Origin of the sequence: Caulobacter ginsengisoli, from assembly GCF_030814835.1 — a bacterium.
Lineage (GTDB): Bacteria > Pseudomonadota > Alphaproteobacteria > Caulobacterales > Caulobacteraceae > Caulobacter > Caulobacter ginsengisoli.
Genome location: NZ_JAUSVS010000010.1, coordinates 129,516 through 152,407, shown reverse-complemented (window position 1 = coordinate 152,407; position 22,892 = coordinate 129,516). Strand labels below are relative to the sequence as shown.

Here is a 22,892-nt window from a genome sequence, read left to right as displayed (position 1 = left end):
CCGCCAACCTCGTCCTCAGCCGAGGCCAGCCATGGGTCACCCAAATGACAGCCACAACATAGTTGCTCCGTCGGCTTCGCCGCCACCTCGCCCAACGGGCGAGGAATTTGTGAACCTAAGCCGCCTTGGCGCCCTGTTTGGCGGCGGGGGCCGCGGGCAGACGGAAGCGGCGTTCGGCGGCGACCACGCGGTCGTGCAGGGCGTCGAGGTCCGACAGCAGCGAGTAGCTGGCGTAGATGGGGATTTCCAGCAGGGCCACCTGGGCCCGGCTCATGAAGTCGCAATAGCGGTTCCAGGCCGGGTGGGCGTCTCTGGCCCTCGTCGCCCGGTCGCCCAGCGGCTGCCACAGGCTCTCGGAAATCAGCTGGTCGCGGGATTCCCGCATCATCTGCAGAGCGCTGTAGAGAAACAGGAAGGCCGGGGTTGCGGCCCGGCTGAACGAGGGCTGGACCTGCAGGTGCCACATGCGGAAGGCCTGCAGGAAGGTCTTGCGGCGCTCGGGATCCGGCGGCAGCCAGTCGGCCTTTTCGTTGATCACCTCATCGGCCGAGGCGGCGCGCTTGACCAGCTCGTCGGGCGAGCGGCCGGCCGCCAGCACCTTGGCCAGCGCCGAGGGCGGCAGGTTCAGACGCTTGGCGACGTCGGTGTAGCTCACGGTCTGGCCGCCCAGCGAGGTCCACTGGCCATAGGAGCTCTGGGGGGTCTGGCCCCGGCGGGCGCGCAGGGCGGCGGCCTCTTCCAGGATGCGCTGCTGCTCGGCGGCCTTGGCCTGCATCTGGCGGTCGAAGGCGACGATGTGCTGCGCCTCTTCCTCGTCGTTCAGCCACTGGGCGCGGCCGGGACCGAAGGTGCGTTCGAAACGGTTGAGCAGGACCAGGCGATGGTCGGGGCTGGGCCTGGGACCCAGGTCCATCAGGAAGCGGCCAAAGTCGCGCCATTCCGCGGCGAGACCGACGCCGCGTTGCATGAGGATGTTGCGATGGGCGCGCGCCTCGACCTCGAACTTTTGATGGAGTTCGCGCGGCGTCAGGCCACGGATCTCGATCATAAGCCGCGCTCGGGCTTCTTCGTCAGGAACCAAAGCTGCCACTCCCCGATAACCCATTCTGGGTTCTCTGCACTATTGGTGGCAGAGGGAGGCTAACAAACTGTGAGGCTTGCGAAAAAATCGCCGTCTCGCCTCGACTTTGCCGCCGCCTGTGGACAAAACACCCCTCATGAAGTTCCTCGACCAGTGCAAGGTCTATATCCGCTCCGGCAACGGCGGCGGCGGCGCCGTGTCGTTCCGGCGCGAGAAGTATATCGAGTTCGGCGGCCCCGACGGCGGCGACGGCGGCCGGGGCGGCGATGTCTGGATCGAGGCGGTCGAGGGGCTGAACACCCTGATCGACTATCGCTACCAGCAGCATTTCAAGGCCGGCACCGGCATCCACGGCATGGGCCGCAACCGCCACGGCGCGGCCGGCGACGACATCGTCATGAAGGTGCCGGTCGGCACCCAGGTGCTGGAAGAGGACAAGGAAACCCTGATCGCCGATCTGGATACGGCCGGGACGCGGGTGCTGCTGGCCAAGGGCGGCAACGGCGGCTGGGGCAACGACCGCTTCAAGGGCCCGATCAACCAGGCCCCCACCCACGCCAATCCCGGCCAGGAGGGCGTCGAGAAATGGGTCTGGCTGCGGCTCAAGCTGATCGCCGACGCCGGCCTGGTCGGCCTGCCCAACGCCGGCAAGTCGACCTTCCTGGCGGCGGTCTCGGCGGCCCGACCCAAGATCGCCGACTATCCCTTCACCACCCTGGCCCCCAACCTCGGCGTCGTCGACCTTTCCCCCAACGAGCGCTTCGTGCTGGCCGATATCCCCGGCCTGATCGAGGGGGCTTCGGAAGGCGCAGGGCTGGGCACCCGGTTCCTGGGCCATGTCGAGCGCAGCGCCGTGCTGATCCATCTGGTCGACGCCACCCAGGACGACGTGGTCGGCGCCTGGCGCACCATCCGCGGCGAGCTGGAGGCCTATGGCGAGGGCCTGGCCGACCGCGAGGAGGTGCTGGGGCTCAACAAGGTCGACGCCCTCGATCCCGAGACCCGCGAACTGAAGGCCGCCGAACTGGCCGAGGCGGCCGGGGTCCAGCCCCTGCTGGTGTCGGGCGTTTCGGGAGAAGGCGTGACTCAGCTGCTGCGCGCCGCCTATCGTCAGATCGCCGCCTCGCGCCAGACCGGCGCGGCCGACGACGAGGCCGGCTGGGCGCCGGTTTGAGCCTGGAGTCGCACCGATGATCCTTCTGGCCCTGACGATCCTGGCCGCCGCCGCCCTGCCGCCCCCACCGGCTTCGGCGCCGCCTGTGGCGCCCCCCGCTCCGGCCTCGCCGCCGCCGGCCGCCGCGCCCGATCCCGCCATCGCCGCGGTCAGCGCCAAGGTCGATGCGATGATGGCCGACTACAAGGGCAAGCCGCTGCTCAAGCTGGTCCAGCGGCTGGGCCCGGTCGAAACCACCCGCACGGCCAGCGACGGCCAGGTGGTCTTCTGGCGCACCCGCACCGAGCCGGGCACCAAATGCGGCCTGAACCCCGCCTCCGGCGCCTTCAGCTGCAGCCCCGTCTGGGGCAAGGAATGCCTGCTGGCCGTGGCCGTCAATGTGCCGGGCGATGTGGTGGCCTGGAAGCTGACCGGCGAGGTCGCCGCCTGCGAGCTGTTCCTGAAGCCCCCGCCGCCGCCCGCCTGATGGCTGCTGCCGACACGCCCGCCGCCCGGACTCCCGCAGGGTGTCTGGCCGCCGCCCGCCGGGTGGTGGTCAAGGTCGGCTCGTCCCTGCTGATCGATGGGGAGACGGGCGCCGCCGACCGGGCCTGGCTGACCAGCTTCGCCGCCGACGCCGCCATGCTGCGCGAGCGGGGCCAGCAGCTGCTCGTCGTCTCGTCCGGCGCCGTGGCCCTGGGCCGCCGGCGTTTGAACCTCACCCGCCGCGCCCTGACCCTGGCCGAGAAACAGGCCGCCGCCGCCGCCGGCCAGTCGCTGCTGATGCGGGCCTGGGAGGAGGCCTTCGAGCCGCACGGCGTCCCCGCCGCCCAGGTGCTGCTGACGAGAGACGACACCGAGGTGCGCCGCCGCTGGCTGAACGCCCGGGCCACCACCGAGACCCTGCTGGCCCTGGGCGCCCTGCCCGTCGTCAACGAGAACGACACCGTGGTCACCGAGGAGATCCGCTACGGCGACAACGACCGCCTGGCCGCCCGGGTGGCCCAGATGATCGGCGCAGACCTCTTGATCCTGCTCTCCGACATCGACGGCCTCTACACCGCCGACCCACGCCGCGACCCCACCGCCCGCCATCTGGACTATGTCGCCAGCCTCACCCCCGAGATCGAGGCCATGGCCGGCGGGGCCAATGCCGGCGCCGGGGTGGGGACCGGCGGCATGGCCACCAAGCTGGCGGCCGCCCGCATCGCCCAGGGCGCCGGCTGCGCCACCGTCATTACGCTTGGGAGCCGCCCCTCGCCGCTGGCCGCCATCGCCGCGGGCGAGGCCGCCACCCTGGTCGGGGCCGCCACATCGGTCGCCGCCGCCTACAAGAACTGGATCGCCGGCTCGCTGGCCCCGGCCGGCAAGCTGAAGGTCGACGCCGGGGCCGCCACGGCGCTTGGCCAGGGCAAGAGCCTGCTGGCGGCGGGCGTGAAGGCCATCGAGGGCCGTTTCGACAAGGGCGATGCGGTGCTGATCGTCGGCCCCGACGGCCGCGAGGTTGGCCGCGGCCTGACCCGCTACGACGCCCAGGACGCCGCCCGCATCGCCGGTCTTCGGTCCGACGCCATCGAACCCGCCCTGGGCTACACCGCCGGGCCCATGGTGCATGCGGACGATCTCGCCCTGTCCAGCCGCCCGGAAAGCGGTTAAGGCTCAAACTGAGCATAACGGGAGGCGGACTTGGACGGCTCTGTCCAGGATCTCAAAGCCGACATGGCGGCGATGGGGCGGGCGGCGCGCGAGGGCGCGAAAGCCCTGCGCCTCGCCACGGCTGAGCAGCGCTCGGCCGCCATCCTGGCCATGGCCGCCGCCATCCGCGCCGACTCTGAAGCCATCCTGGCCGCCAACGCCCGCGACGTCGCCAAGGCCAAGACAGCCGGCCTGACCCCCGCCCTCACCGACCGCCTGGCCCTCGACCCCGAACGGCTGGAGGCGGTCGCCCAGGCCGTCGCCGACATCGCCGCCATTCCCGATCCGGTCGGGGCCGAGATGGCCCGCTGGACCCGGCCCAACGGCCTGGACATCGCCCGCGTCCGCACCCCCATCGGCGTCATCGCCATGATCTATGAGAGCCGGCCCAACGTCACCGCCGACGCGGCCGCCCTTTGCGTGCGCTCGGGCAACGCGGTGATCTTGCGCGGCGGCTCCGAATGCCTGGCCAGCAACCTGGCCCTGCACGCCGCCGTGGTGAAGGGCCTGAAAGCCGCCGGCCTGCCCGCCTCCGCCGTCCAGGCCGTGCGCACCGCCGACCGCGCCGCCGTGGGCGAGATCCTGGCCGGGCTGGACGGCCAGATCGACCTGATCATCCCCCGGGGCGGCAAGAGCCTGGTCGCCCGGGTGCAGGCCGAGGCCCGCGCGCCAGTGCTCGGCCACCTCGAAGGCCTCTGCCACGTCTTCGTCCATGCCGGCGCGGACCTGGCCAAGGCCCGCGACATCGTCGTCAACGCCAAGATGCGCCGCGTCTCGGTCTGCGGCTCGGCCGAGACCCTGCTGATCGACCGCGCCGCCGCCGAGCGCCTGCTGCCCCCCATCGCCGACGCCCTGATCCAGGCCCGCTGCGAACTGCGGGGCGATGCCGCCGCCAGGGCCATCGAGCCCAGCATGGCCAAGGCCACCACCGCCGACTGGACCACCGAATACCTCGCCCCCATCCTCGCCGTGGCCATCGTCGACGGGGTCGAGGGCGCCGCCGCCCATATCGCCGCCTACGGCTCCGGGCACACCGACGCCATCGTCACCGAGGACGCCGCCGCCGCCGAGCGCTTCGTCGCCCTGGTCGATTCCGCCATCGTGCTGGTCAACGCCTCCACCCAGTTCGCCGACGGCGGCGAGTTCGGCTTCGGCGCCGAGATCGGCATCGCCACCGACCGCCTGCATGCGCGGGGCCCGGTGGGCGCCGAGCAGCTGACCACGTTCAAATACGTGGTGCGCGGCACGGGCCAGATCCGGGCTTGAGCCGCGCCGCCACCTTCGCCGGCCTGGCCAAGCGCGCTCCGGGCGTGCGCCACGGCGCCCTGCGTCTGGGCTTCGACCTCCAGCCCGGCATGACCGTCGGCCTCTACGGCGGCTCGTTCAATCCGGCCCATGAAGGCCACGCCCATGTCGCCGAGACGGCGATGACCCAGCTGGGGCTGGACCGGGTGATCTGGCTGGTCTCGCCGCAGAACCCCTTGAAGTCCAACCACGAGACCGCGCCTCTGGCCGAGCGGCTGGCCGGGGCGGCGAGGATGGCCAAGGGGCCGGGGATGATCATCTCCGACGCCGAGAGCCGCATCGGGGCCCAGTACACCCTCGACACCGTCACCTTCCTGCGGGCCCGCTTCCCAAGAGTGCATTTCGTCTGGATCATGGGGGCCGACAGCCTGGCCAGCTTCCACCGCTGGAAGGGCTGGACCCAGATCATGCGCACCCTGCCGGTCGCCGTGGTCTCGCGGCCCTGGGCGGCCCTGAAGGCCCGGGGATCGCCCACCGCCCGCCGGTTCGCGGCGGCCCGGCATCCCGCCAGGGAGGGGCCGATCCTGGCCCGGATGACCGCCCCGGCCTGGGTCTATCTGCGCGGGCCGTTCAACTTCGCCTCCTCTACCGCCCTGCGCGAGCGGCTACGCCAAGGGGACCGCTGACGGATCGGCCAGAACGTGCTATGGGTCCTTTTGCGTGACCATCCTAGGAGCACTCCGCTGAACCGCGAGTCCGCGCCCACGGCGCACGAAGCGTCGGCCGCCGCCGATACTTCTTCCCCGACCGGCCCCCTCAACCAGGGCAGCGTCGAAGACCTGATCATGGCCCGGCTTGACGACGACAAGGCCCAGGACATCGTTCTCATCGATCTGAAGGGCAAGAGCCCGGTGGCCGACAGCATGATCATTGCGTCGGGCCGCTCGCACCGTCACGTCGGCGCCCTGGCCGACCACATCCTGCGCGCCCTCAAGGACGCCGGCTGCGGTCGCGCGCGGGTCGAGGGCCTGCCGCATTGCGACTGGGTGCTGATCGACACCGGCGACCTGATCATCCACCTGTTCCGGCCCGAAGTGCGCAGCTTCTACAACATCGAGAAGATCTGGGCGGTCGATAGCCCGCACCGAGTCAGCGCCAACTAAGCTCAGTACCGGCCCTCAATTCCGCTCATCCCCGCGAAAGCGGGGACCCAGGCTTTTTGCTGTTCGGGGCGGTTCGGACAGGTCTGGGCGGTGGCAAGGCTGAAACGAAAAACACCTGGGTCCCCGCTTTCGCGGGGATGAGCGGTTTTAGGGTAGCCGTTGAAAATCGTCCTCCTCACCGTTGGGAAACTGGGCCGCTCACCGGAGGCGGAGCTTGCGCGAGACTACGCCCAGCGCGCCACCGCGACCGGCCGCGCCCTGGGCCTGGGGCCGGTCGAGGTCGTCGAGGTCGAGGCCCGCAAGAGCGGCAAGGCCGCCGAAGCCGAGGTGCTCGGCCCCCACCTGGCCGAAGCCTACGTCATCGCCTGCGACGAGGGCGGAACCGCCCGCCGCTCCCGCGACTTCGCCGCCCATATCGCCCGGCTGCGGGACGATGGGGTGCGCAAGGTCGTGATCGTGGTGGGCGGCGCCGACGGCCTCGACCCCACCATCCTGGCCGCCGCCCGCGAGAAGATGGCCTTCGGGGTGCAGACCTGGCCCCACGCCCTGGTCCGCGTCATGCTGGCCGAGCAGACCTACCGCGCCTGCACGATCCTGGCCGGAACCCCCTACCACCGCGACTGAGTCCCCTGACGCGCGAAGCCAGGTCTGCTAGGACGTGTGCTGACATGCGCCTGCGCTCCCTCGCCCTGCTGACCTTGCTCGCCACCGCCGCGACGGCCGGCATGCTGTGGGCGCAGGAGCCGGCCGATGCGCCCTCGCCGCGGCTGATGGCCATCTATGCCGGCTCGCCCGAGGACGCCGTCGGCCAGAGCGAGGCCCGGCGCGAGATCGAGGCCCTGCGCGAGGAGTTGCGGCGCCTCGCCAGCCGCCAGGCGCTCAGCGCCCGCGACCTGGCCTCGGCCCGCGACCGCCTCTCCATCCTGCATATCCGCGAGACCTCGCTGCTGACCGAGCTGGGCCAGGACCGGGGCCGGCTGTCGCGACTGCTGGGCGCCCTGCAGTTGTTCCGCCGCGACCCGCCGCCGGCCCTGCTGGTCCGGCCGGGCGACGCCCGCGACGCGGTGCGGGCCGCCATCCTGATCCGCGCCATGACCCCGGAGCTGAAGCGCCGGGCCGATCTGCTGGCCGGGGAGAGCCGCGAGATCGCCGCGCTTCGCCGCCAAGCCGCCGCCGCCAACGCCGACCTGTTCAGCGCCGAGAGTCTGGTCGCCGACCGCCGCAGCGATATCGACCGGCTGATGGCCCAGCAGGCCGATATCGAAACCCGCTATGCCGACCAGGCCGACACCGCCGGCCGCGCCCTCGGCAGCCCCGGCAATCTGATCGACAGCTTTCCCCGCGCCGCGACCGCCACAGGCCAGGGACCAGGCCGGCTGCTGCGGCCCCTGGAGGGAGCGGTCATCGGCCGGTTCGGGGCCAGCCTGCCGGCCGGGGGTGCCTCCACCGGGCTCTCCATCCGTGCCGGCCCTAATGCAAACGGGGGCGCCCAGGTCGCCAGTCCCGCTCAAGGGGTGGTTGAATTCGCTGGGCCGGTGACCGGCTGGGGGGTCATCCTGATCCTGAGGATCGGCGGCGACTACCATCTGGTGCTGGGCGGGCTCAGCGAAGTCACCGTCGGCCCCGGACAATCGGTCGCGGCCGGCGCGCCGGTCGGGCGCATGGGGAAGTCGGGCGGGGAGCTGTATATGGAGCTTCGGCTGAACGGCGCGCCGGTCGATCCGGCGCCCTGGTTGGGGGCAAAAACGACCCGGATCGCATCGGGTCGTTAAACTTTGTTCCGCGATCCTGGCGGGGGTCGCAACCGGAAACGAAAGCGGCCATGCTGGCGCCGCATTGGGAGTCTTGAGTTCAGGCCATGATCAAGAAGAATCTGCTCGTTGGCGCCTGCGCCTTTGTCCTTGGCGCCGGCACGATGGCCTATATCGGCCAGACCGCCCAGGCGGACCAGCCCAGAGCCAAAACCTACCGCATGCTGCAGCTGTTCGGCGACGTGCTCGACATCGTCGACCACCAGTATGTCACCGAGGTCGATGACACCAAGCTGATCCAGTCGGCGCTGGACGGCATGCTGACCTCGCTCGACCCGCACAGCGGCTTCCTGGCCCCCGACAGCTTCGAGGACATGCAGGACACCACCCGCGGCGAATACGGCGGGCTGGGCATCGAAATCACGTCCGAGGACGGGGTGGTCAAGATCATCTCGCCGATGGACGGCACCCCCGCCGCCCGGGCCGGCCTGCAGCCGGGCGACTACATCACCGCCGTCAACGGCCAGAGCGTGCTGGGCCTGCCGGTCAACGAGGCGGTCAAGCAGATGCGCGGCCTGGCCGGCGAGAAGGTCACCCTGACCATCGCCCGGGACAAGACCGATCCCTTCGACGTCACCATGACCCGCGAGGTCATCAAGCCCAAGTCCGTCACCGCCCGCATGGAAGGCGACTATGGCTATGTTCGCCTGTCGGGCTTCAACGAGAAGGCCACCGACGAGGTCGTCGCCGCCATCAAGGACCTGCAGGCCAAGAACCCCAAGATGAAGGGCCTGGTCTTCGACCTGCGCAACAATCCGGGCGGCCTGCTCGACCAGGCGGTCGGCGTGGCCGACATCTTCCTGGACGGCGGCGAGGTGGTCAGTCAGCGCGGCCGCGATCCGCGCGACATCGAACGCTACAACGCCAAGCCGGGCGACATGCTCAATGGCCTGCCGGTGGTGGTGCTGGTCAATACCGGCTCCGCCTCCGCCGCCGAGATCGTCGCCGGCGCCCTGAAGGACCGCAAGCGGGCCGAGGTCGTGGGCCTGACCAGCTTCGGCAAGGGCTCGGTGCAGACCGTCATCCCGCTGCGCGGCGGGGCCGACGGGGCGGTCAAGCTGACCACGGCGCGCTACTACACGCCCTCGGGCCGCTCGATCCAGAAGATCGGCATCGAACCAGACCTGGAAGTGGCCCAGAGCCAGCAGCAGGCCGAACTGATCGCCACCCAGAGCTTCCAGTTCAGCGAGGCCAGCTTCCGCACCGCCCTGGACAGCCAGGACGGCGCCGAGCGCAAGGGCATGCACCAGCCGGCCGAAGCGCCGCCGGCCGGCTTCGACATCAAGAAGGGCGACTTCCAGCTCAGCCGCGCCCTCGACGTGCTGAAATACGGCTCGGTCGCCGCCACGCCCAAGCTGCCCAAGGTGATGCCCAAGATCGCCTCGGTCATCGACCCGTCGAAGAAGCCGACGGTCGCGCCGGCGCCGAAGTAAGGGACGGAGCGCCAATTCCTCGCCCGTTGGGCGAGGTGGCGGCGAAGCCGACGGAGTGGGCCGTGGAACACACGGCGTTTCCGGATTGAGCGCTGTCGGAGTGGGCGTGCCTGAAACTTGGGTGCAGTCCCAAGAGCCCACTCCACCACTTCGTGGTCCCCCTCGCCCAATGGGCGAGGAATTTAGAAAGCTCGGACCCACCAGTAATCCCTTCATTAACCATACCGCGCCACCCTGCGCCCGTGTTCTCAAAGCGCCAGATTCCCTCGTATCCCCAGGCCCGTGCGGCTACGCCCGACCGCATGGCGTCCGCGCGCGCCCTGGCGGCGCAGGTGGCGGCCAATCCGTTCCTGAGCGCCGGCGGGGCGGGGCTGCTGTTCCTGACCAGCCTGGTGCTGCTGATCACCCTCACGGGCGATCCCAAGGCCGGCGTGCCGCTGGTGCGGCTGTCGCTGGCCCCGGCCGCGGCCAAGGGCGGCGCCCTGCCCGGCTGGCGCGAGGGCCTGGCTCCCGAACCGACCGGCGAGGCTCCGCTGGTCACCGACGTCATCGACCTCTCCACCGGCGCCCTGCCCGGCGACCTGGCCCCGGTCAGCGGCCAGGCGGTCATCACCCTGCCGGGCGGCGGGATGAGCGCCGCGGCCGACCCGGCCCTCTCGGTCGGCGTCAACTCGCCCCTCGCCCCCGCCCCCATCGCCGGCCTCTTCCAGCCCGGCCCCGGCGGCGGCCTGCTACCGATCGTCGGCGCCAACGGCCTGACCCCGGCCCAGGCCTATGCCCGCCCCTTCACCGCCGACGGCCGGCCCAGGGTGGCCCTGATCGTCAGCGGCCTTGGCCTCAACGCCGCCAACACCCGCCGCGCCATCGAGGAACTGCCGCCCGAGATCACCCTCTCCTTCTACCCCTATGCCGAGGGGCTGCAGGCCTGGATCGACATGGCCCGGGCCAACGGCCATGAGGTGCTGCTCGAAGTCCCCATGGAGCCGCCGGACTATCCGGCCAACGATCCGGGCCCCTACACCCTGCTGTCGACCGGCTCGGCCAGCGAGATCACCAAGCAGCTCGACTGGGTGCTGTCACGGGCCACCGGCTATTTCGGCCTGACCAACTATCAGGGCGGCCGCTTCATGGCCCAGCCCGCGGCCATGACCACCTTCGCTTCCCAGCTCAAGCAGCGGGGCCTGGGCTTCATCGACGACGGCAAGGGCGCCCGCCGCGGCATGGGTCCGCCCCGCGCCTCGGCCGACCGCATCGTCGACGAGGACATGTCGGCCGCCAGCACGGGCCAGCAGCTGGCCGCGCTGGAGGACATGGCGCGCTCGGGCGGCCAGGCCCTGGGCTCGGGGCTCTGCTTCCCGGTGACCATCGACGTCGCCAAGACCTGGGCCCGCACCCTGGGCCAGCGCGGCTTCCAGCTGGCTCCGGCCTCGGCGCTGATGAAGCGTTGATCCCGGCTTGCTTCGGGGGCGTCGGGCGTGGTGTCTGACCCCATGGATTCGCCTGACGATTTTCCCGAACACCGGCCCAATGTCGGGGTCGTGCTGTTCAATGCGCAGGGCCTGGTCTGGCAGGGTCACCGCGAGGGCGATCCCGACCCCAATCTCTGGCAGTTCCCGCAGGGGGGCGTGGACGACGGCGAAGACCTGGAGACCGCCGCCCGCCGCGAGCTGGCCGAGGAGACCGGCGTCACCTCCGTCAGCCTGCTGGGTCGCACCGACGGCTGGCTGGCCTACGACTTCCCGGCCGGCTACCAGCCCCACCGCAAGCAGTCCTGGCGCGGCCAGAAACAGGCCTGGTTCGCCTTCCGCTTCGAGGGCGAGGACGACGAGGTGAAACTGGACCAGCATCACAGCATCGAGTTCGACGCCTGGCGCTGGGGTCCGCTGGCCAGCGCCCCGGACCTGGTGATCCCCTTCAAGCGGGCGGTCTATCTCCAGGTCGCCGCCGCCTTCAGCCGGTTCGCCGCATGAGGCCGGTGATCATGATCCATGGGGCGTTCTGCGGCGGCTGGATATTCGACAGCTTCCGCCAGCCCTTCGAGGGCGCGGGCCTGACCGTGCTGACCCCCGACCTGCCCGGCCACGCGGCCGGCGACAGCCGCTCGGTCGTGGCCGGCAAGTCGATGAGCGACTATGCCAAGGCCGTCGCCGATCTCTGCCGGTCCTGCGAGAGCCCGCCCATCCTGATCGGCCATTCCATGGGCGGTCTGGTCGCCCAGATGGCGGCGGCGAAGGCGCCGGTCGGCGGCCTGATCCTGCTGGCGCCCTCGCCCGGCTGGGGGATCGGCGGCTCGACCATGGAAGAGGCGGTTTCGGCCATGAGCCTCTACGCCCTGGGGCCCTTCTGGCTGCAGGCCATCGAGCCCGACCACGGCCTGGCGGCCGCCTACAGCCTGGACCGCTTCGAGCCGGGCACGCGGCGGGCGGTCACCGAGCGCATGGTCCCCGAGAGCGGCCGGGCCCTGTGGGAAGTGCTGAACTGGTGGCTGGACCCCTTCATGACCACAGCCGTCACTCCGACCAAGGTCCCGGCCCTGGTCCTCTCCGGCGAGAACGACGTCATCCACCCGCCCAGCACCGTGCGCCAGGCGGCCCAGAAGCTGGGGGCCGAATTCCGCGCCCTGCCCGGCATGAGCCACTGGCTGCCCGGCGAGCCCGGCTGGCAGGACGTCGCCGCCGCCAGCCTGCGCTGGATGGCGGAGACCGTGGACATGGAAGCCGCCTAGGGCGCGACCGGCGCCGGCCCGCCGCCGACCTGGTCGGTGTGGAGCAGCCGGGCAAACACCCGGCCGACCAGCAGGAAGACCACGAAGGCCCCGCCGGCTATGGCCGCGTGCATCAGCCAGAACTGGGTGGCCGGCATCTTTTCCAAAAGCCCGCCCAGGATGCCGACCGTCTGGTTGCCGGCGAACAGGTGCAGGTAATAGATGCCGATGATCGAGGCCTGGGCGGCCTTGGGCGCGGCCCGGGCATAGAGGGCCAGCGACACCGGCAGCATGTTGGCGAAGGCGATGCTGTTGAGCACGTGGAAGCCCACGCACCACAGGATGTCGACCTTGGTCCCGGTGGCGGCGGCCTGGGCGGCGCCGGCCGCCAGGCACAGGACGCCCAGGACCGAGATGCCGGTCCCGATGGTCAGCTTGCCCAGTTCGTCCGGCTCTTTGAACCTGGTCTTCCAGACGCGCCAGAACACCACCATCCCGGCCAGGAAGGACACCGAGACGATGGCGTCCAGGGTGATCAGCCAGGTGGTCGGGACCTTCTCGCCGTTGAACTCGAGGTTCACGGCGGTGTCCGCCCAGCTGAGATAGGCGTTGAAGATCTGCTGGTTGCACAGCACCGAGGCGGTCAGCACCGGCAGCAGCAGCACCAAGAGGCCAATGGTGCGCCAGTCGCGGGCGGACATCGTCGGCTTGGCGGGCGCGTCGGCCCCCATTCCAACCTGGGCTTTGCGCGGCGGGTCCATCGGCAGGTGGCGGCGGCCGAACAGATAGATGACCAGCGCCAGCAGCATGCCCACGCCCGCAACCCCGAAGCCGTAGTGCCAGCCGACCTTCTCGCCCAGGGTGCCGGCGATCAGCGGCGCGGCGATCACCCCGGCGTTGATGCCCAGGTAGAAGATCTGGAAGGCGTCGGCCCGGCGCAGGTCGCCGTCGGGATAGAGGGAACTGACCTGGCCGGCGATATTGCCCTTGAAGCAGCCCGTGCCCAGCATCAGGCAGGCCAGGGCCAGCAGGAAGCTCTGGTCGAAGGCCATCAGGAAGTGGCCGGCGGCCATCAGCACCGCCCCCAGGATGACCGTGCGGGTCTTGCCCAGCACATTGTCAGCCAGCAGCCCGCCGAAGAACGGGGTGAAATAGACCAGGCTGGTATAGAGGCCGAAGATCGCCGAGGCGGTCGCCTGGGTCGAGGCGCCCGGGTGGTAGAGCCACTCGATGAAGCCGTGGAAGACGCTGTAGCCGCCAATGTTCTCGACATGCGGGGTCAGCAGCAATTGCTTGGTCATGTAGAGGACCAGCAGGGACTGCATGCCGTAGTAGGAGAACCGCTCCCACGCCTCGGTGAAGGCCAGATAGCCCAGGCCCTTGGGATGGCCGATGAACGCGCGATCGCTCTTGTCGGCGGTGACAGCTGTCATACGATTTTCAACTCCCCGCGGCGGACCCCTCCGCCGTTCGATCATTCGTGGCCGAAGCACGTCGCGCCGCAGCCCGGCGACATTAGAAGAAACTCGCGCGGAGGGAAGAGGCAAGCGGGGCAGGAATTGGCCAGGTTCCCGCCGATCGTGGGACAGGCTTGCGGCAGCCAGCGCCCGGCTCGGGGCGGGCGCACCCAATTATTTCGGCCAATCACCCTTTCGGGCGATAGGCAGCCCGCCTCCGGGGGCTATACCGGACCGGCATCCAGGGAGGATTTCACATGTCGAAGCTCGATCTCGCAACGTCCGGCAAGCCGGTGACCTATGTCTATGTCACCGATGTCGACCGCGGCCTGGCCTTCTATCGCGACACCCTGGGCCTGAGCGTGGTCGAAGGCAGCGCCGATCCCTATGGCTGCTTCCTCGACCTGCCCGGCGGCCTGCTGCGGCTGACCAAGATGGGCGACCATCAGCCCTCGCCGCACCCCGTGCTGGGCTTCGAGGTCGCCGACATCGCCGGGACCGTCGCCGGCCTGCGCGGGCGCGGGGTGACGATGGACATGTTCGAGGGCTTCGGCCAGGACGCCGACGGGGTCGCCACCATGCCCGATGGCATGAAACTGGCCTTCTTCAAGGACGCCGACGGGAATGCGCTGACGCTGTCGCAGCCGGCCTAGCTGCGCCGCTTCCACAACAGTCGCGTCAGGCCGAACAGCGAGATCAGCGCCCAGGCGCCCTCGACGATCGCGGCGGACATGTTCCAGGCCTGGGTCAGGCTGAGCAGGATCAGGCCCGAGCCGACGCCGTTGGCCGTCAGGGCCGGGGCCTTCTGCGGGTCGAGCCGGCCGGTGGAAGTCAGCCCGTAAGCGATCAGGATAGTGGCCGTCCCGATCACCCCCACAATGTCGTACCAAGCCATGCGGCAGCTCCCCAAAAGCAAACGCCCTCCCGCGAGGGAGGGCGCGCCATGTCTTCGATCCCGACGCCCTTAAGAGGCGGGCGGGCTGGCCTTGTAGCGGTAGAGCAGTTCGGTGTGGTCGGTCCTGCCGGTCATCGGCTTGCCGCCGGGCTTGCGGACGGTGATCAGGACGATGGCCTCGCTGGTCTCGGGCGTGTCGTAGGTCCAGGAGCGGGTCGTGCGCTCCAGGCCTTCGTCATACTTGTCGTTGCGATACAGGTTCCAGTTCCGGGCCATGGCCCAGTTGTGCAGGTCGATGATCACGTCGGTGATGCCGTCGATCGGATGGTCGATATCGACATTGCAGACGCCGGGATTGGAGCCGACCGGGTGGACGGTGATGGTGTAGCCGCCCTTGGCGTACTGCTGGACCCAGTTGTCCTTCTTCAGCTTGAAGCCCAGCGGCTTGGCCAGCTGGGCCAGGTCGCCGCCCTTGGCCAGCGGCAGGCAGACGCGCTCGAGCACATTCAGCACGGCCAGCGAGGTGGCGTCGGTGGGGGTGCGCGGCGGCGGGGGAGGCGGCGCTTCGGGCGCGGGAGGCGGCGCCGGCGCGGGCGGCGGGGCCACCGCTTCCATGGTGGGGGGCGGCGCCTGGGCCGGGTCCGACACCGGCGGCGGCGGCGCGGGCGGCGCGGGTTCAGCCGGCATCGGCATGGGCGCCGGCGCGGGCGCGTCCTGGGCGATGGCGGTGGAGCCGACAGCGGCTCCCAGGGCGATCAGGCTGATCAGCGCAGCGCGCATGGTCTGGTGGTCCTTCATCTCAAGACGAGCGGCATGAAAGACCGCCCAGCGTTCCCTCGCAACCCGTCTTAGAGCGGATTTGCGGCTCAGTTGCGGCAGAGTCGCAACTATCTCAGCTTAGGCGGTTACCAGCGTGGCCTGCTCGGCCAGGATGGTCAGGCCCAGCGGCGTGACGTCGGCGAAGCCGCCTTCGACGTCATAGACCGTCTTGGCGCCGTCGTTGGTGACCACGACCTTGCCGGGGCGCAGCGCCGTCATGAACGGCGCATGGCCGGCCAGGACGCCGAAGTCGCCTTCGGCGCCCGAGGCGTCGACCTGGTCGACGAGGCCGGAGAAGACCTCGCGCTCAGGGGCGACCAGGGCGAAGTGGAGCTTTTCCGCCACCTAGGCCTCCATGGCCAGTTGCTCGCCCTTGGCCAGGGCTTCGTCGAAATTGCCGACCATGTAGAAGGCGGCTTCCGGCAGGTGGTCGCCTTCGCCGTCGCAGACCTTCTTGAAGGAGGCGATGGTTTCTTCCAGCGGCACGAACTTGCCTTCCTGGCCGGTGAACTGCGAGGCCACGAAGAAGGGCTGCGACAGGAAGCGGCTGATCTTCCGCGCGCGGGCGACGGTCAGCTTGTCCTCTTCCGACAGCTCGTCCATCCCCAGGATGGCGATGATGTCCTTCAGCGAACGATAGGCCTGCAGGATTTCCTGCACCCGGCGGGCGACCTGGTAGTGCTCCTGGCCGACGACCAGCGGGTCGAGGATGCGGCTGGTGGAGTCCAGCGGGTCCACGGCCGGAAAGATGCCCTGGGCCGAGATATCGCGGCTCAGCACGGTGGTGGCGTCCAGGTGGGCGAACGAGGTGGCCGGCGCGGGGTCGGTCAGGTCGTCGGCGGGCACGTAGATGGCCTGGACCGAGGTGATCGAGCCCTTGTTGGTCGAGGTGATGCGCTCCTGCAGGTTGCCCATCTCGGTGGCCAGGGTGGGCTGATAGCCCACGGCCGAGGGGATGCGGCCCAGCAGAGCCGACACTTCCGAGCCGGCCTGGGTGAAGCGGAAGATGTTGTCGATGAAGAGCAGCACGTCCTTGCCCTCTTCGTCGCGGAAATACTCGGCCTGAGCCAGACCCGTCAGGGCGACGCGGGCGCGGGCGCCCGGGGGCTCGTTCATCTGGCCGTAGACCAGGGTGCAGCGGCTGCCTTCGGTCGTGCCGGTCTTGGGATCGACGTTGACGTTGGACTCGATCATCTCGTGATAGAGGTCGTTGCCTTCGCGGGTGCGTTCACCCACCCCCGCCAGCACCGAATAGCCGCCATAGGCCTTGGCGATGTTGTTGATCAGCTCCTGCATGGTCACGGTCTTGCCCACGCCCGCGCCACCGAACAGGCCGATCTTGCCGCCCTTGGTGTAGGGGCAGAGCAGGTCGATGACCTTGATCCCGGTGACCAGCACCTCGGCCGAGGTCGACTGCTCGGCGAACGAGGGGGCCTCGGCGTGGATCGGGCGGTAGAAGGGGGTGTCGATGGGGCCGGCTTCGTCGATCGGCGCGCCGATGACGTTCATGATGCGGCCGAGCGTCGCCGGGCCGACCGGCACGGTGATGACGCTGCCGGTGTCGATGACGTCCTGGCCGCGGACCAGGCCCTCGGTGGTGTCCATGGCGATGGTGCGGACGATGTTCTCACCCAGGTGCTGGGCCACTTCCAGCACCAGGCGGAAGGCTTCGCCGGTCCGCTGGTCGGTGTTGGTGGTTTCAAGGGCCGAGAGGATGGCCGGCAGGTGGCCGTCGAACTCGACGTCGACCACGGCGCCGATGACCTGGCTGATGCGGCCCTTGCCGGCGATGGTCTTGGGCGCGGCGGCGGTGGTCGCCTTGGCGGCGACCTTGGGCGCAGCGGCAGCCTTCTTGGCGGCGGCGGGAGCCTTAGCGGCGGCGGCCTTCGGAGCGGCGGCCTTGGTCGCGGCGGGCTTCTTGGGGGCGGTGGCCATTGTCTATTTCACTCTTCTCGTATCGTCAGAGGGCTTCGGCGCCGGAGATGATCTCGATCAGCTCCTTGGTGATCTGCGCCTGGCGGGTGCGGTTGTACTGGATGGTGTAGCCATTGATCATGTCGCCGGCGTTGCGCGTGGCGTTGTCCATGGCCGTCATCTGGGCGGCGAAGAAGCCGGCCTGATTTTCCAGCATGGCCGAGAGCAGCTGCACGGTGATGTTCCGCGGCAGCAGTTCCTCGAGGATGCCCTCGGCGTCGGGTTCGTATTCATAGGCGGCGCCCTTGAGGTCGATGACCGGCGCGCCGGCGTCGACCTGGGCGGGGATCAGCTGCTTGCCCGTCGGGACCTGGGTCACGACCGACTGGAAGCGGCTGTAGAACAGGGTGGCGACATCGGCCTGGCCGGACTCGAACAGGCCGGCGATTTCCTCGCCGATCTCGCGGGCGACCGCCATGGAGGGGGCGGGCCCGACCAGGTGGCTGGAGATGATCCGCTCACCGAACAGCCGCTTGAGCGGCGGCACGGCCTTGCGGCCGATGGTGATGATCTTGACGTCCTTGCCCTCGGCGATGAGCCTGGCGATGAAGTCGCGCGCCGCGCGGGTGATCGAGGAGTTGAAGCCCCCGGCCAGACCGCGGTCCGAGGTCGCCACGATCACCAGCTGCTTCTGGCTCGAACCGGTGCCGACCAGCAGCTTGGGCGCGCCGTCGCCGGAGACGCCGGCCGCCAGGTTGGCGATCACGGCGGCCATGCGGGTGGCATAGGGACGCGCGCTTTCGGCCGAGTCCTGCGAACGGCGCAGCTTGGCGGCGGCGACCATCTGCATGGCCTTGGTGATCTTCTGCGTCGCCTTAACGCTGGCGATGCGGTTGCGCATCTCCTTGAGGCTAGCCATGTCGCGTGCTCCGGACCCCGACCTCTATCAAGCGAAGGTCTTGGTGAGGTCTTCGAGGACGCCCTTGAGCTCGGCTTCGAGCTCGTTGGACAGCGCCTTCTCGGTGCGGATCGCATCCAGCAGCTTCTGGTGCTTGGTGTGCAGGCGGGCCAGCAGCTCCTGCTCGAAGCGACCCACCGAAGCGGTGGGAATGCCGTCGAGATAGCCGCGGGTGCCGGCGTAGATCGAGCAGACCTGCTCTTCCACGGCCAGAGGCGAATATTGGGGCTGCTTGAGCAGTTCGGTCAGGCGCTCGCCGCGGGCCAGCAGGCGCTGGGTCGAGGCGTCCAGGTCCGAGCCGAACTTGGCGAAGGCGGCCATTTCGCGGTACTGGGCCAGCTCGCCCTTGATCGGGCCGGCGACGGTCTTCATCGCCTTGATCTGGGCCGAGGAGCCCACGCGCGACACCGAGATGCCGACGTTCACGGCCGGGCGGATGCCCTGGAAGAACAGGTCGGTTTCCAGGAAGATCTGGCCGTCGGTGATCGAGATCACGTTGGTCGGGATATAGGCCGAGACGTCGTTGGCCTGGGTTTCGATGACCGGCAGGGCGGTCAGCGAGCCGGAGCCATTGTCTTCGTTCAGCTTGGCGGCGCGTTCCAGCAGGCGGGAATGCAGATAGAAGACGTCGCCCGGATAGGCTTCGCGGCCCGGCGGACGGCGCAGCAGCAGCGACATCTGGCGATAGGCGACGGCCTGCTTGGACAGGTCGTCATAGATGATCAGGGCGTGCATGCCGTTGTCACGGAACCACTCGCCCATGGCGCAGCCGGCGAACGGGGCCAGGAACTGCAGCGGGGCCGGCTCGGAAGCCGTGGCGGCGACGACGATGGTGTAGTCCAGGGCGCCGTTTTCTTCGAGCGTCTTGACGATCTGGGCGACGGTCGAGCGCTTCTGGCCGATGGCGACATAGATGCAGTAGAGCTTGGCGCTCTCGTCACCCGTCGCATTGACCGACTTCTGGTTCAGGATGGCGTCGATGGCCACGGCGGTCTTGCCGGTCTGGCGGTCGCCAATGATCAGTTCGCGCTGGCCGCGGCCGATCGGGATCAGGGTGTCGATGGCCTTGAGGCCGGTCTGCACCGGCTCATGCACCGACTTGCGCGGGATGATGCCCGGAGCCTTGACGTCCACGCGGCGGCGTTCGGCGACGTTGGTCAGCGGACCCTTGCCGTCGATCGGCTCGCCCAGCGGGTTGACGACCCGGCCCAGCATGCCCCGGCCGACCGGCACGTCCACGATCTCGGCCAGGCGGCGGACTTCGTCGCCTTCCTTGATCTGGGCGTCGGAGCCGAAGATCACGACCCCGACGTTGTCGCGTTCGAGGTTCAGGGCCATGCCCTTCACCCCGGCGCCCGGGAACTCGACCATTTCACCGGCCTGGACATTGTCCAGACCGTAGACGCGGGCGATGCCGTCACCGACGGACAGGACCTGCCCAACGTCGGAAACGTCGGCTTCCTCGCCGAAGCTGGCGATCTGGGACTTGAGGATGGCCGAAATTTCGGCGGCGCGGATATCCATCGTGGCTACGCTCTCTTGAGGGCGAATTTCAGGGAATCGAGTTTGGACTTCAGGGACGCGTCGAACAGGCGCGACCCGACCCGCACCTTGATCCCGCCGAGAATGGCGGGGTCGACGCGGGTGGAGATTTCAGGATCCTTGCCCAGGGCGGTGCGCAGGGCGGCGGCGACGCCGCTGGCCTGGGCGGCGCTGAGGGGAACGGCCGAGACGACTTCGGCGGAGACGACGCCGCGGTGCTTGGCCGACAGTTCGATAAAGGCGCCGATGACGCTGACCAGTTCGCGGGCGCGGCCGTGGGCCGACAGAAGGCCCAGGAACTTGACGGTGGTCGGATTGAACCTGGCTTTCAGGGCGACGGCCTTGAGGCCCTTGCCCTTGTCGTCGGCAGTGAAGGCCGGCGAGGCCAGCAGCCGGCGCAGGTCGGCGCTGTCGGCAATCATGCTCTTGAGCGACTTGAGGTCGCCCTCGACGGCGGCCAGGGCCTTGCCGTCGTTCGCCAGATCGAACAGGGCCTTCGCGTAGCGCTGGCCTGCTTCGGTCGCCTTGCTGTCGTCCGCCACTCTAAGAATCCGTCCGGTGCGTCGTGGGCGCCGCAGGCAGAGGAACTCTACCGCGACTTTAAAGGCTTGAATGCGCTCGAGAAAAGCACGTGGGCGTCAAGGTGCGTCTGCACCCCTCACCCGAAGCCGCGCGCCTGATAGCATGCGTTGTTGTGCACCGCAACGCCGGGGGGACAGGACAGGGCGGCGCAGCGAAGATAAGCTGGCGTCCTGGTGCGATTTCGGGGGCTGCGATGCGGCGTTTCCTTTACCTGCTGGCCGCCCTGGCGGTGTTCGCGACCCCGCTCGCTCAAGCCCAGCAGCGGGCCAACCCCAAGGCGGATGTCAGCGTCGCCAGGCCCACCTGGCCGACCGGGACCGGGCCGCGCGTGGTCATCGACGCCGGCCACGCCAACTTCCACCAGGTCGACGGCCGCTACGCCCCCTTCGCGGCCCTGCTGCGCAACGACGGCTTCCGGGTCGAGGGTCAGGACAAGCCCTTCACCACCGAATCGCTGGCCGGGATCGACGTGCTGGTGGTGGTCAACGCCATCAACCCCCTTACTAAGAAGGAGGGCCGGCCGCTCAGCGCCTTCACCGACGACGAGATCGCCGCCGCGAAGACCTGGGTCGAAGGCGGCGGGCGCCTGCTGCTGGTCGCCGACCACATGCCCTTCGCCTACGCCTCCGCCAAGCTGGGCGCGGCGTTCGGGGTCACCGAATGGGACGACGGCTTCGCGATGCAGAACAACAAGGCTCTCGACCTCTTCGACCGCTCGTCAGGCCTGGCTGACCAGCCGATCACGCGCGGGGCCGGCGGGGATTCGCCGGTGACCAAGATCCGCACCTTCACCGGCTCGGCCTTCGTGGCGCCGGGCGCGACGCCGCTGATCGTGCTGGACAAGCGCTTCGAGGTGCTGACCCCCGACAAACCCTGGGACTTCCAGCCATCGACCCCGCACATCCCCGCCGATGGGCTGCTGCAGGGCGCTTCGCTGACATTGGGCAAGGGCCGGGTGGTGCTACTCGGCGAGGCGGCCTTCATGACCTCGCAGCTCAAGGCCGACACCGGCGAGGTGGCCGGGTTCGGGGCCGAGGGGGCCGAGCAGAATCCGCAGTTCGTGCTCAACATGATGCACTGGCTGGCGGGGGCGCCAGGGTACTAGGCGGCGGCTATTGGGCCCAGGCCGCCACGATCCGTCCGACATCGGCCAGGACGTCCTCGGGCGAGCGGGGCGGGTTGGTGGGCTCATGATAATAGGCGGCGATGAGGATCGGCTTGCGGCCCGGCGGGCGGACGATGGCCAGGTCGTTGGTCTGATCGGGCCCGCCGCCGGCCTTGGTCCCCACCACCCAGTCCTTGGGCAGGCCGGCGCGCAGGCGCCTGGCGCCCGGAGTGGAGGTTTGCATCCAGTTCTCGAGCCGGAAGCGGGAGACCGCTGAAAGCGACTTGCCGAGCAGCAGGCTCTTTAGAGACCGGGCCATGGCGCGGGGCGTGGTGGTGTCGAGATCGCCGCTGCGCAGGTTGAGTTCGGTTTCGCGGCGGTCCAGGCGGAAGGCCTTGTCGCCCAACGACCGGGCGAAGGCGGTGACGGCGGGCGGGCCGCCCAGGCTGTCCATCACCAGGTTGGCGGCGGTGTTGTCGCTGGCCTGGATCATGGCCGCGCAGAGGTCTTCCACGGTCATCCTGCCCTCGCCGACCCTGGCGGTGGTCACCGGCGAATAGGGCAGCAGGTCGGCCTGTCCGAAGGCGATGCGGCGGTCCAGCGATTCGGCCCGGCGGTCGACCCGGGCCAGCACGGCGCCGACCGCCAGCACCTTGAAGGTCGAGCACATCAGGGCCCGCTGGTCGGCTCTATAAGAGAGCGTGCGGCCCGAGCCGGTGTCCAGGACGAAGACCTGCAGGGTTCCACCGCCATCCAGGGCGGCGAAGTCGGGAGCGGCCAGGGCTGGGCTGGCGGTAAGCGCCAGAAGACCGGCGGCAGCGGAGCGGCGCGTGAGATGAGCCATGCGCCGAGCTTGTCAGACTCTACGGCCAACAAAAAGATCGGCCGGCGGATGTCTCCGCCGGCCGGGTGCGCAATTGGCGAGTGTGCTCGAGGAAACAAGCCGGACCGATAAGCGTCCGGGGGGTAGAAGACTTAGTTGGCGGCGACCGACTGGCCGGCGATGCCGTTGCACTTGGCCAGGTTGGCGTCCGACAGCGACTTGGCGCCGCCGAAGGCGCTGACGGCGCCCACGGACTTGACCAGATCCTTGCAGCCGGCGGTGGTCACGGTGCGGTCCGAGGTGGCCAGGGCGGTGCAGGTGACGCCTTCGCAGGTGAAGACGGCGCCGCCGGCCAGAACCTTGGTCTTGGCGGCCACGGGGGCCTGCAGGGTGACGGTGACCTTGCCTTCGGCGAAAGCCGTGCCGGCGAAGGCGAGCGAGAGAGCGGCGACGGCCGCGAGAGTTTGGAGCTTCATGGGAGAGCCCTCCAGAAAGTCGAGGAAAAAGGTGAC

The 22,892-nt window shown here is 69.5% G+C and carries 25 protein-coding genes; 14 read left to right on the top strand and 11 right to left on the bottom strand.

Annotation, left to right across the window (positions count from 1 at the left end; translation table 11 throughout):
• Nucleotides 1-115 precede the first annotated feature (115 nt).
• Nucleotides 116-1,048 (bottom strand): hypothetical protein, encoded by a 933-nt coding sequence (locus QO010_RS20510; protein WP_307352327.1) that lies wholly within the window; start codon nucleotides 1,046-1,048, stop codon nucleotides 116-118.
• A 169-nt stretch (nucleotides 1,049-1,217) separates the two neighbouring features.
• Here QO010_RS20510 and obgE point away from each other — a divergent pair, with 169 nt between their 5' ends.
• The 12 genes from obgE to QO010_RS20450 all read left to right on the top strand — a co-directional run bounded on the left by obgE (nucleotide 1,218) and on the right by QO010_RS20450 (nucleotide 12,306).
• Nucleotides 1,218-2,255 carry a GTPase ObgE gene (gene obgE, locus QO010_RS20505; protein WP_307352326.1) on the top strand — a complete coding sequence of 346 codons (1,038 nt, stop codon included), beginning with the start codon at nucleotides 1,218-1,220 and terminating at the stop codon, nucleotides 2,253-2,255.
• A gap of 16 nt (nucleotides 2,256-2,271) precedes the next feature.
• Nucleotides 2,272-2,721 (top strand): hypothetical protein, encoded by a 450-nt coding sequence (locus tag QO010_RS20500; protein ID WP_307352324.1) that lies wholly within the window; start codon nucleotides 2,272-2,274, stop codon nucleotides 2,719-2,721.
• Nucleotides 2,721-3,890, top strand: coding sequence for a glutamate 5-kinase (gene proB, locus QO010_RS20495; RefSeq protein WP_307352323.1), 1,170 nt, complete (start codon nucleotides 2,721-2,723; stop codon nucleotides 3,888-3,890). Before QO010_RS20500 ends, proB begins: the two co-directional genes overlap by 1 nt.
• Nucleotides 3,891-3,953: 63 nt before the next feature.
• Nucleotides 3,954-5,195, top strand: coding sequence for a glutamate-5-semialdehyde dehydrogenase (locus QO010_RS20490; protein WP_307352331.1), 1,242 nt, complete (start codon nucleotides 3,954-3,956; stop codon nucleotides 5,193-5,195).
• Entirely contained in the window at nucleotides 5,192-5,860 is a 669-nt protein-coding gene (locus QO010_RS20485) for a nicotinate-nucleotide adenylyltransferase (RefSeq protein ID WP_370873805.1), read from the top strand. The genes QO010_RS20490 and QO010_RS20485 overlap by 4 nt, the downstream gene beginning before the upstream one ends.
• Before the next feature lie 15 nt (nucleotides 5,861-5,875).
• On the top strand, nucleotides 5,876-6,337 hold the full coding sequence (gene rsfS / locus QO010_RS20480) for a ribosome silencing factor (protein WP_370873804.1): 462 nt from the start codon (nucleotides 5,876-5,878) through the stop codon (nucleotides 6,335-6,337).
• A 159-nt stretch (nucleotides 6,338-6,496) separates the two neighbouring features.
• Entirely contained in the window at nucleotides 6,497-6,961 is a 465-nt protein-coding gene (gene rlmH, locus QO010_RS20475) for a 23S rRNA (pseudouridine(1915)-N(3))-methyltransferase RlmH (RefSeq protein ID WP_307352322.1), read from the top strand.
• Between the two features lie 44 nt (nucleotides 6,962-7,005).
• Nucleotides 7,006-8,109 (top strand): murein hydrolase activator EnvC family protein, encoded by a 1,104-nt coding sequence (locus tag QO010_RS20470; RefSeq protein ID WP_307352320.1) that lies wholly within the window; start codon nucleotides 7,006-7,008, stop codon nucleotides 8,107-8,109.
• 89 nt (nucleotides 8,110-8,198) lie between these two features.
• On the top strand, nucleotides 8,199-9,581 hold the full coding sequence (locus QO010_RS20465) for a S41 family peptidase (RefSeq protein WP_307352328.1): 1,383 nt from the start codon (nucleotides 8,199-8,201) through the stop codon (nucleotides 9,579-9,581).
• A 302-nt stretch (nucleotides 9,582-9,883) separates the two neighbouring features.
• The gene (locus QO010_RS20460; protein ID WP_307352319.1) at nucleotides 9,884-11,029 is read left to right on the top strand and encodes a divergent polysaccharide deacetylase family protein; all 1,146 of its coding nucleotides are present in this window, start codon (nucleotides 9,884-9,886) and stop codon (nucleotides 11,027-11,029) included.
• A gap of 42 nt (nucleotides 11,030-11,071) precedes the next feature.
• Nucleotides 11,072-11,551, top strand: coding sequence for an RNA pyrophosphohydrolase (locus QO010_RS20455; RefSeq protein WP_307352318.1), 480 nt, complete (start codon nucleotides 11,072-11,074; stop codon nucleotides 11,549-11,551).
• The gene (locus tag QO010_RS20450; protein ID WP_307352316.1) at nucleotides 11,548-12,306 is read left to right on the top strand and encodes an alpha/beta fold hydrolase; all 759 of its coding nucleotides are present in this window, start codon (nucleotides 11,548-11,550) and stop codon (nucleotides 12,304-12,306) included. The genes QO010_RS20455 and QO010_RS20450 overlap by 4 nt, the downstream gene beginning before the upstream one ends.
• Here the strand turns inward: QO010_RS20450 and QO010_RS20445 are convergent.
• Nucleotides 12,303-13,718: a peptide MFS transporter gene (locus QO010_RS20445; RefSeq protein ID WP_307352314.1), complete on the bottom strand. Its 1,416-nt coding sequence runs from the start codon at nucleotides 13,716-13,718 to the stop codon at nucleotides 12,303-12,305. The genes QO010_RS20450 and QO010_RS20445 overlap by 4 nt on opposite strands.
• A gap of 281 nt (nucleotides 13,719-13,999) precedes the next feature.
• Between QO010_RS20445 and QO010_RS20440 the strand changes: the two genes are divergently transcribed.
• The gene (locus QO010_RS20440) at nucleotides 14,000-14,395 is read left to right on the top strand and encodes a VOC family protein (protein WP_307352312.1); all 396 of its coding nucleotides are present in this window, start codon (nucleotides 14,000-14,002) and stop codon (nucleotides 14,393-14,395) included.
• On the opposite strand, the gene QO010_RS20435 is transcribed toward QO010_RS20440, so the two are convergent.
• The 7 genes from QO010_RS20435 to QO010_RS20405 form a co-directional block, all read right to left on the bottom strand.
• Nucleotides 14,392-14,637, bottom strand: coding sequence for a CBU_0592 family membrane protein (locus tag QO010_RS20435; RefSeq protein ID WP_307352310.1), 246 nt, complete (start codon nucleotides 14,635-14,637; stop codon nucleotides 14,392-14,394). The two genes, QO010_RS20440 and QO010_RS20435, sit on opposite strands and share 4 nt — an antisense overlap.
• Nucleotides 14,638-14,706: 69 nt before the next feature.
• Nucleotides 14,707-15,417 carry a hypothetical protein gene (locus QO010_RS20430; RefSeq protein ID WP_307352308.1) on the bottom strand — a complete coding sequence of 237 codons (711 nt, stop codon included), beginning with the start codon at nucleotides 15,415-15,417 and terminating at the stop codon, nucleotides 14,707-14,709.
• Between the two features lie 117 nt (nucleotides 15,418-15,534).
• Complete coding sequence (locus QO010_RS20425) at nucleotides 15,535-15,801, bottom strand: ATP synthase F1 subunit epsilon (RefSeq protein WP_307352306.1); 267 nt, start codon at nucleotides 15,799-15,801, stop codon at nucleotides 15,535-15,537.
• A complete protein-coding gene (gene atpD, locus QO010_RS20420) occupies nucleotides 15,802-17,391 on the bottom strand; it encodes a F0F1 ATP synthase subunit beta (RefSeq protein ID WP_307352305.1) in 1,590 nt (529 codons plus the stop codon).
• A gap of 25 nt (nucleotides 17,392-17,416) precedes the next feature.
• A complete protein-coding gene (locus tag QO010_RS20415) occupies nucleotides 17,417-18,289 on the bottom strand; it encodes a F0F1 ATP synthase subunit gamma (RefSeq protein WP_307352304.1) in 873 nt (290 codons plus the stop codon).
• 27 nt (nucleotides 18,290-18,316) lie between these two features.
• Entirely contained in the window at nucleotides 18,317-19,852 is a 1,536-nt protein-coding gene (gene atpA, locus QO010_RS20410) for a F0F1 ATP synthase subunit alpha (RefSeq protein ID WP_307352302.1), read from the bottom strand.
• A gap of 5 nt (nucleotides 19,853-19,857) precedes the next feature.
• The gene (locus tag QO010_RS20405) at nucleotides 19,858-20,412 is read right to left on the bottom strand and encodes a F0F1 ATP synthase subunit delta (RefSeq protein WP_307352299.1); all 555 of its coding nucleotides are present in this window, start codon (nucleotides 20,410-20,412) and stop codon (nucleotides 19,858-19,860) included.
• Between the two features lie 233 nt (nucleotides 20,413-20,645).
• Here QO010_RS20405 and QO010_RS20400 point away from each other — a divergent pair, with 233 nt between their 5' ends.
• Nucleotides 20,646-21,557 carry a hypothetical protein gene (locus QO010_RS20400; RefSeq protein WP_307352298.1) on the top strand — a complete coding sequence of 304 codons (912 nt, stop codon included), beginning with the start codon at nucleotides 20,646-20,648 and terminating at the stop codon, nucleotides 21,555-21,557.
• A 7-nt stretch (nucleotides 21,558-21,564) separates the two neighbouring features.
• On the opposite strand, the gene bla is transcribed toward QO010_RS20400, so the two are convergent.
• Both bla and QO010_RS20390 read right to left on the bottom strand, forming a co-directional pair.
• Complete coding sequence (bla, locus tag QO010_RS20395) at nucleotides 21,565-22,401, bottom strand: class A beta-lactamase (RefSeq protein WP_307352296.1); 837 nt, start codon at nucleotides 22,399-22,401, stop codon at nucleotides 21,565-21,567.
• A 131-nt stretch (nucleotides 22,402-22,532) separates the two neighbouring features.
• On the bottom strand, nucleotides 22,533-22,856 hold the full coding sequence (locus QO010_RS20390) for a DUF8200 family protein (protein ID WP_307352292.1): 324 nt from the start codon (nucleotides 22,854-22,856) through the stop codon (nucleotides 22,533-22,535).
• Nucleotides 22,857-22,892 lie beyond the last annotated feature (36 nt).